Source organism: Sphaerochaeta sp. S2 (assembly GCF_016406725.1).
In the GTDB taxonomy this organism is placed as follows: domain Bacteria; phylum Spirochaetota; class Spirochaetia; order Sphaerochaetales; family Sphaerochaetaceae; genus Sphaerochaeta.
Window position 1 is genome coordinate 1 of record NZ_JAEKNT010000190.1, and the last position, 6725, is coordinate 6725.

At 49.8% G+C, this 6725-nt stretch carries 7 protein-coding genes; all 7 read left to right on the plus strand.

The annotated features are described in order from the left end of the window. Positions 1-836 (plus strand): ABC transporter permease (locus JF818_RS05140; RefSeq protein WP_198890895.1); only part of this gene is annotated, 836 nt, incomplete at its 5' end. 9 nt (positions 837-845) lie between these two features. Next, positions 846-1760 carry an ABC transporter permease gene (locus JF818_RS05145; protein WP_198890896.1) on the plus strand — a complete coding sequence of 305 codons (915 nt, stop codon included), beginning with the start codon at positions 846-848 and terminating at the stop codon, positions 1758-1760. 1 nt (position 1761) lies between these two features. Beyond that, entirely contained in the window at positions 1762-2769 is a 1008-nt protein-coding gene (locus JF818_RS05150; protein WP_198890897.1) for an ABC transporter ATP-binding protein, read from the plus strand. Then, positions 2762-3787, plus strand: coding sequence for an ABC transporter ATP-binding protein (locus JF818_RS05155; RefSeq protein ID WP_198890898.1), 1026 nt, complete (start codon positions 2762-2764; stop codon positions 3785-3787). The genes JF818_RS05150 and JF818_RS05155 overlap by 8 nt, the downstream gene beginning before the upstream one ends. Before the next feature lie 26 nt (positions 3788-3813). Further along, a complete protein-coding gene (locus JF818_RS05160; RefSeq protein WP_198890899.1) occupies positions 3814-4749 on the plus strand; it encodes a dihydrodipicolinate synthase family protein in 936 nt (311 codons plus the stop codon). A gap of 66 nt (positions 4750-4815) precedes the next feature. After that, positions 4816-5499: a FadR/GntR family transcriptional regulator gene (locus JF818_RS05165; protein ID WP_198890900.1), complete on the plus strand. Its 684-nt coding sequence runs from the start codon at positions 4816-4818 to the stop codon at positions 5497-5499. 610 nt (positions 5500-6109) lie between these two features. Further along, on the plus strand, positions 6110-6586 hold the full coding sequence (locus JF818_RS05170; RefSeq protein WP_370570307.1) for a dihydrodipicolinate synthase family protein: 477 nt from the start codon (positions 6110-6112) through the stop codon (positions 6584-6586). Positions 6587-6725: the final 139 nt, after the last annotated feature.

A 6725-nucleotide genomic window follows, 5' to 3' on the forward strand; every position in this document is an offset into this window, starting at 1 on the left:
ATGCACTGGCAACCATCAGCCCCGCTGAGCTGGATATCCTGCGTGCAGAACTCGGACTTGATGACCCGTTCATGACCCGCTACGTCTCCTGGATTACCAATCTGGTGCAAGGCGATTTCGGCTATAGCTTGCAAAGTGGTGTAGCCGTCAGTGAGTTGCTGGGAAATACCCTTCCAGCTACCTTGGAACTGTCGATTACTGCCCTCTTGATTTCCACCTTGCTGGGGAGTTTACTGGGTGTTGTCTCTGCCCTGAACAAGGGGCGTATTGGAGACAATGTACTTACCGTCGCCGGTATGGTGGGAGTGGCCATTCCCCAGTTCCTCTTCGGCCTCATTATGATTGTGCTCTTCGTATTCAAGCTGGGATGGCTTCCGGTGGGTGGACGCATGACACCGGGCAATGAAGTGTTCTTCCATCGTCTCGACCACCTTATCCTCCCTGCAATCGTCCTAGGCCTTTCGATGACAGCCGGTGTCATGCGCTATTCAAGGGCAAGCATGCTCGACTCCCTAAACAAGGAATTCATCAAGACTGCACGCAGCAAGGGGTTGCCTGAGTGGCGGGTGAACCTGGTGCATGGGCTGCGCGTGGCAATGACCCCGGTGGCCGTCCTCATCGGCTTCCGACTTCCCATGCTCATCGGCGGCTCGGTGGTGATCGAGCAGGTCTTCCAGTGGCCTGGGGTAGGGCAGATGTTCGTTGCTGCTGTACGCAGCCAGAACACTCCCATCATCATGATGGTTGCCTTCTTCAGTGTGCTTATTGTCTTGATCGCCAGCATCCTGGTCGATATCGCTACCGCCTTGCTCGATCCTCGAGTCAAGCTTTCCTAGGAGGTTCCTATGGCAAACAAAGCATTGCAACGCAAAATGGATCGCCTCCTCCTTCTCGAGGAACAGGGCAAGCTCTCCTCCTCGAATACCAGCCGCACTTTACGTAAGTTATCTGCCAACCCCTTGGCGATTATCGGTTTGGTTCTCTTCATGCTCATGTTTCTAGCCTGTATTGCCGCTCCCCTGATTAGCTCTTATGGACCCAATACCATCGACCTGCGCAACCGCCTCGTACCTCCCGGAGAGGGACACTTGATGGGGACCGACCAAATTGGGCGTGACATCTATACTCGTATTCTTTATGGCGGACGTATTTCTATCTTCGTGGGACTCGGCTCAGCCTTGGGAGCAGCGTTCATCGGAGTCTCTCTTGGCACCTACGCCGGATACCGACGGGGCCTACTCGATGCCACGGTCATGAAGGTGAGTGAAATTATGATGAGCTTTCCTCAGATTATTCTGGTTTCCATTCTAGTGACAATCGTGGGGCAGAGTCTCTGGAACCTTCTTTTAATCTTTATCCTTACCGGATGGCCGAGCATGTACCGTATGGCCCGTTCCCAGATGCTCAGTATCCGGGAACAGGAATACATCCAGGCCTTGCAGGCATTCGGGATCAGTAAGTTCGTGATCAGCTTCAAGCATATGCTTCCCAATGCCATCGGTCCCATCTTCGTCAATATTACGCTCTCCACTGCGATGTTCATCCTACAGGAAGCAGCCTTGAGTTTTCTTGGTCTTGGTGTTCCCCTGGAACAGGCCACCTGGGGAAATATTCTCAATGTTGCCCAGGACCTCAACATCCTGCGTGATGCATGGTGGGTGTGGCTCCCCGTCGGTTTGGTCATTACCATCTTTGTCATGGCCATTAACTTCATCGGTGACGGTTTGCGCGATGCTGCCGACCCCACTCAGGTAGGTTGATATGGAACAGAATGTCGTACTGGAAGTAAAAGACCTATGTGTCAATTTTTATACCAACCAGCGGTGCAATAAGGCGCTGCGTAATGTCTCCTTCTCCATGAAGAAGTCCAGAACACTCTGTATCGTGGGTGAGTCAGGCTGTGGAAAGAGTGTGACAGCCAACTCCATCATGCAGTTGCTCCCTGAGCTCAGCCGTATAGAAAATGGTACCATCACCTACTATGGAGCAGAGGGCCCTGTTTCCATTGAAAGCCTCAAGCGTAACGGGCGGGTGATGCGAGGTCTCCGAGGACAGGAGATCGCAATGATCTTCCAGGATCCCATGACTGCATTGAACCCGGTGTTTACCGTAGGGTTTCAGATTGATGAGATGCTGCGTAACCACAAGCCCCTGAGCAGGAAAGGGGCAACCCAGAACTCCATCCGCTTACTCAAGGATATGGGAGTCCCTCTTCCAGTGCAGCGGGTACATGAGTATCCTCACCAGTACTCCGGAGGTATGCGCCAGCGTGCCATGATTGCCATGGCCATGGCATGTGAGCCGAAAGTGCTCATCGCCGATGAGCCGACCACTGCCTTGGATGTGACGATCCAGGCCCAGATCTTCGAACTCATGCTTACCCTCAAGCGTGAGAAGGAGATGGCAATTCTCCTGATCACCCACGATATGGGAGTGGTTGCTGAGATGGCTGACGATGTGGCAGTCATGTACATGGGCAACATTGTGGAGAGTGGGACGGCCGAACAGGTGATGGCCTCTCCCTCCCATCCGTATACCAAGGCTCTGCTTGAGTCCATACCCGTGTTGGGCAAGGGGAAGAACCAGAAGCTGGAACCCATCAGGGGTACCACCCCTGACCCGTACAACCGTCCGGTTGGGTGCCAGTTTGCTCCCCGCTGTGATTATGCCACTGAGCAGTGTCGTCAGGCCATGCCTGATGAGACCAACATCGAACAGGACGGACACATGGTCCGCTGCTTCAACTACAAGGAGCTGCTCAATGGCTGAGAATCGTGAAGTGTTGATGAAAATAGAGAACCTGAAGACCCACTTTCCGGTGAAGAAAGGAGTCTTTAAGCGCACTGTGGGGCACGTGAAGGCGGTCGATGGGGTGAATCTTGAGATCTATCGAGGCGAGACGCTGGGAATAGTTGGTGAGTCAGGGTGTGGAAAGACCACCTTGGGAAAATCACTGCTGCGTCTTACCCAACCAACCGAGGGCAAGGTCACCTATACATTCCCTAACGGAAAGAAGGATGTGCTGCAGCTCAAGGGAACGGAGTTGGACGAAGCCCGTAAACACCTCCAGATTGTCTTCCAGGACCCGTACTCCTCCTTGAATCCCTCCTTCACCATTTTTGGTTCCTTCAATGATCCGTTGAAGAAGTTTGGGGTGAAGGGAAAGAAGGAACGTGAGGAGTTGGTTGCACGCCTGCTTTCTGATGTCAATCTTCCCCGCGACTACATGACTCGGTATCCCAATGAGTTTAGCGGGGGGCAGCGGCAGCGTATTGGCATTGCCCGTGCTCTTTCGGTGAATCCTGAGTTGATCGTCTGTGACGAAGCGGTTTCCGCCCTCGATGTTTCCATCCAGGCGCAGGTGCTGAAGTTGCTCAAGAAATTGCAGGCTGAACGCAACCTTACCTATCTCTTCATCACCCATGACTTGTCGGTTGTGGAGTACATTGCCGACCGCATCGCAGTTATGTATCTGGGCAAGGTGGTGGAGCTTGCTTCGACAGAGGAGTTGTTCAAGCACACCATGCACCCCTACACAAATGCACTGCTTTCAGCAATCCCCATTGCTGATATCACCAAGAAGAAGAAACGCATTCCCCTACAGGGGGATGTCCCCAGTCCGATGAATCCTCCCTCGGGCTGTCCGTTCCATCCCCGGTGTTCGTTCTGCCAGGAGCGGTGCAAGCAGGAAGTACCCCAGTTGCGACCGCTTTTCATCAATGGATCTACGCACTATGTAAGTTGTCACTTTGGCGAGGAGTTTGCCAGAGGAGATATTCCTTCATGAGTCATATTTTTAAGGAGCCTACTACTATGCATTCAAAAACCAGTGTTTCACACATCAAGGGTGTCATCCCTGCAATGTTCAGTACGTTCGATAAGAACGAGCAACTGGACCTGAACCGTGCCCGCGTTCTGGTCGATTATTTGATCAGGGAAGGGGTGCACGGTCTCTATATTACCGGCAGTACGGGGGAAGGGTTCCTCATGAGTGACGAGGAGCGTAAGACGTTTGCCCAGGCTGTGGTCAGCCACGTGAATAAGCGTGTGCCGGTCATCGTACATGTGGGGGCTATCGGAACATTGAGGAGCATTGACTTGGCAAGCCATGCCCAACAGATCGGGGCCGATGCCATCAGCAGCGTTCCTCCGTTCTACTACCACTTCAGCGGGGATGAGATCTACCGCTACTACAGCGATATCTCCTCTGCCGTAGACCTTCCCATGATCGTCTACAACATCGCGCTTGCCGGGTTGATGGACAATTCATTGGTCCTTCGCCTTGCTTCCATCGATGGGGTGTGCGGGTTGAAGTTCACTGGTACCCAGCACCATGACATGGCTGCACTCAAGCAGGAGCTTGGCCCTGATTTCATGATCTATTCCGGTTGCGACGAGATGGCAACCCAGGGATTACTTGCTGGTGCCGATGGGATTATCGGTTCCTTCTACAATATCATTCCCGATACCTTTGGGGAAATCTACCAACTCTGTGTTAATGGTGAGTATCAGGAGGCGTTCGAAATTCAAAAGATTGCCACCAGTTTCATTCTCAAGGCCGTCAAGTACGGTCATTTTGGGATCATGAAGCAACTTATGATGGACACTGGTATTGATGTTGGGTATGTACGTCGTCCCTTTGTTCATCCTGATAGCCAAATGATGGCTGAGATGTGGTCCTTCCTTGATGGGCTACAGCAGAATCATGTGGATACTCACATGGGATTTATCTCCAGGAGGGGAAAATAGCTCGATTGAAAAGAAAGATATAGTTGGGTATTATAAATAAATTTTGGTTGGTGAGTAGGAAATGATATGAAGAATCTGAAGAACAAGAAACTGTATTTGCAGGTCTATGAGGAACTCCGTGGGTATATTGTGCAGAATAATCTCCGCCCTGGGGACAAGCTTCCGACCGAGATGGAGATGGCTTCTGCGCTTGGTGTCTCTCGCAATGTGCTGCGCGAGGCAATCAAGACGTTGGAGATCATCGGGGTTGTTTCGAGCAAGCCCGGGGTAGGAATAGTCGTCAACAGTTTCAACTCCAATTTTCTCTCTAGTGTCATTTTCCTGAATCTTATCGGGGATGATGTCGATTTGGTCAGTCAGTCCCAGCAGGTACGCAAGGTTTTGGAGTTGGGCTTTGCTCGTGAGAGCTTCGAGTCCATGACCAAAGGGCAGATTGCTGAACTCGAGGAGATTCTCAATACAATGAAAAGGGCTGACAACCATATCGATTTCTATACCTTGGATGCCAACTTCCATAAGGTCATATTGAGGAATATCAAGAACGATGTGCTTATTGCCTTTGTCGATTCTGCCTGGAGCTGTGATCGCTACTACCGTTCCAAGTTTATTGATGACGGCAATCTGCGCTATGACAAGCATAAGCGTATTCTCGATGCTCTCAAGGCACATGATTTTGAGGCTTTCGAGGCAGCACTTATCTACCACTTCTCCTACAACTTCAAGGAGTCCATCGGAGTCCGGGAAGAGTAGGCGAGGTAGCGCATGCATCTGCATTAGTGTAATTTTGCTTTTTACTACCGGAGATACCCGAGCGATGAATTCCCTAAGAAGAATCCCGTAAGCCTCACAAGAAAACTCAGTGTCGTCTTCGTTGGCTTGTAATTGTTTTGCATTTTTTTCTCATAAGGTGATCGTATTCTTACTGAATGGATAAGAATCTTCCATTATCCCTTGGCTTATTCCACACTCTTGAGTTAGTACCATGTAGTTGGGTTTCTAAAGCACTCTTCAACCCTTGAAAGGGATTCCATAGCCTTACATCTTTGGAGGCGAAAATGGATGTCAAAGTTGAACTATATATACTTTCTTCATCTGGACAAAGGCGACAGACAGCATTAGGGTTCTTCATTCAGATAGCCCGTTAACTAAGTCGAAGCGATCCAGGTTGAGTTATCCAACCTGCTTCTCTTGTTGGAATGGTAAGATGAAGGGGAAAGATTTCCGGTTCTGAGTGCGGGGTATATCGATTGAAATGATGATCCAAATTTCGTAATACCTTTTGGGGTCTCTGAGCGAAAATAAGAAATATTCTATCATAAAATAAAATATTATAATAAGTTAAATAGAAAGTCTATCGCAGATTTATCTTGATGGACTAGCTACACTGGATAATAGGAAGGGTATCAAGTATACGGCAAGCACTCACCATGAGATTCTCAGGATCAAGGAAGAGATCGGGAAGGATTTCAAGGTATACTCTGGTAGTGATGAGATGGCACTTTCCGGTTTGGCCTATGGTAGTGATGGTCTTATCGGCAGCTTCTATAATGTCATTCCAGAACTGTTCATTGGTCTCTATAACGCATATAAGAGAGGTGACTGGGAACAGGCTAAACTCTTGCAGCGGCAGGCTGATGCCATCATCTTCTGTGTCCTAAAGTATCCCATGCATGCAAGCATGAAGTGTATGCTCAGTTGGATCGGTATAGATGCAGGAACCGTGAGAAGACCTTTCTCTTCACTTGATGGTGAAGCAGAAAAGAATCTCAAGAAAGAACTACGGATAATTCGTGATGCCTATAGCATCAAGGACGTAGCGGTATTGGAAGCGCTCTAACAATCCCTTCCTAGATTTGTTGGTTATTCGCTGAATCGAGTGGGTAACCCTACATGATGGTGGCTTTAGGAAGTGCAAGCTCTCCACAGACAAAATAGATCATTGCCATGAAATTCTTCATGTTTTTGAACCCTCTTGC

Excerpts from the sequence above, each read along its gene's own strand:
- JF818_RS05145 (WP_198890896.1), top strand. The coding sequence starts at position 846 with ATGGCAAACAAAGCATTGCAACGCAAAATGGATCGCCTCCTCCTTCTC.
- JF818_RS05160 (WP_198890899.1), top strand. The coding sequence starts at position 3,814 with ATGCATTCAAAAACCAGTGTTTCACACATCAAGGGTGTCATCCCTGCA.
- JF818_RS05165 (WP_198890900.1), top strand. The coding sequence starts at position 4,816 with ATGAAGAATCTGAAGAACAAGAAACTGTATTTGCAGGTCTATGAGGAA.
- JF818_RS05155 (WP_198890898.1), top strand. The coding sequence starts at position 2,762 with ATGGCTGAGAATCGTGAAGTGTTGATGAAAATAGAGAACCTGAAGACC.
- JF818_RS05150 (WP_198890897.1), top strand. The coding sequence starts at position 1,762 with ATGGAACAGAATGTCGTACTGGAAGTAAAAGACCTATGTGTCAATTTT.